The organism is Siminovitchia fortis (genome assembly GCF_003605365.2).
In the GTDB taxonomy this organism is placed as follows: Bacteria; Bacillota; Bacilli; order Bacillales; family Bacillaceae_C; genus Siminovitchia; species Siminovitchia fortis.
On record NZ_QYTU02000097.1, the window covers coordinates 1 to 1123 of the forward strand.

Here is a 1123-nt window from a genome sequence, read left to right on the forward strand (position 1 = left end):
AAATTTACTTTCGTAATTTGGGATTATGGTGCAGGGAGGTGGGGACTTGTGGAATATATTTTTATGGCTGCTCGGTGGTCCCATATTATAGGGGGCTTCTTGGCATTATTTGTGTTTTGGATTCCAATCGTTACGAGAAAGGGGAGAAAGGTTCATCGACGTAGTGGCTGGATATATGTAGTTGCGATGAGCATTGTGTCCGTTTCAGCATTATATATGGGGATTTATCGTCTTGCGTGGGATTCGTCATTTGATGTAGATGATGTTCCCTTTTCTTGGTTTCTGATTTTTATTGCTATTTTAAGTGGTGGGGCTGTATGGTATGGTTTACGTGTCCTTCGTTATAAAACGCGCAGAATAGGACATAGAAAAGCAATGGATCTATTGCTGCCGATACTATTACTTATCTCTGGTATCGGCATTAGTATATATGGTTGGAAAATAGATTTTCCCTTATTGAAGTTTTTTCCTATTGTAGGTGTGTTCTTGGGAGGGGCTCAACTGCAATATTGGTTGTCATCTCCGACTAGAAGGTCGCATTGGATAGTAGAACATATTATAGGTATGCTGACGTGCTGTATTGCTACCGTAACTGCATTTACTGTATTTGGTGCGCCGAGGCTTCTTCACGTTGAATCCGTAAGTCTGGTCGTATGGGTCATCCCAATCGTTGTTTTTGTTCCGCTTATTATTGGATTCACTACCTATTATACAAATAAAATGGACGGAAAACGTTCTGCATCTTGATCGTGTGAAAAGAATATTTCCAATAATCAATCAGTGAACCCCTTTTATTTCCCTATGAATATCGGTACAATTTTTTTTAAACTCTATTTTAAAAATAAAGTATGAGGAGAAACAAATGAATAATAAATATGTTACCTACAAAAAGTTACTGTCTGGCAATGAAAAGGATTTTCATGATTTAGTCTTGTTATTCAATGATGTTTTTGAGACTGAAAATGACGTAAATAAGGAGAATATCAGACGATTGCTGAACAATCCAAGTTTTGTATGTTTGGTCGCTTTTCATCATCATGAGGTTATTGGTGGAATAACTGCTTATGAGCTCATGTCATATGATAAGCCTGGATCTGTGATGTATGTTTATGATTTAGCAGTT

Annotated in this window: 2 protein-coding genes; both read left to right on the forward strand. The window is 37.3% G+C overall.

Going from position 1 to position 1123, the window contains the following annotated elements:
* Nucleotides 1–63 precede the first annotated feature (63 nt).
* Entirely contained in the window at nt 64–747 is a 684-nt protein-coding gene (locus tag D4N35_RS17810) for a DUF2306 domain-containing protein (RefSeq protein ID WP_328591092.1), read from the forward strand.
* Nucleotides 748–862: 115 nt separating this feature from the next.
* A partial coding sequence (locus tag D4N35_RS17815; protein ID WP_500142626.1) for a GNAT family N-acetyltransferase occupies nt 863–1123 on the forward strand: 261 nt, incomplete at its 3' end.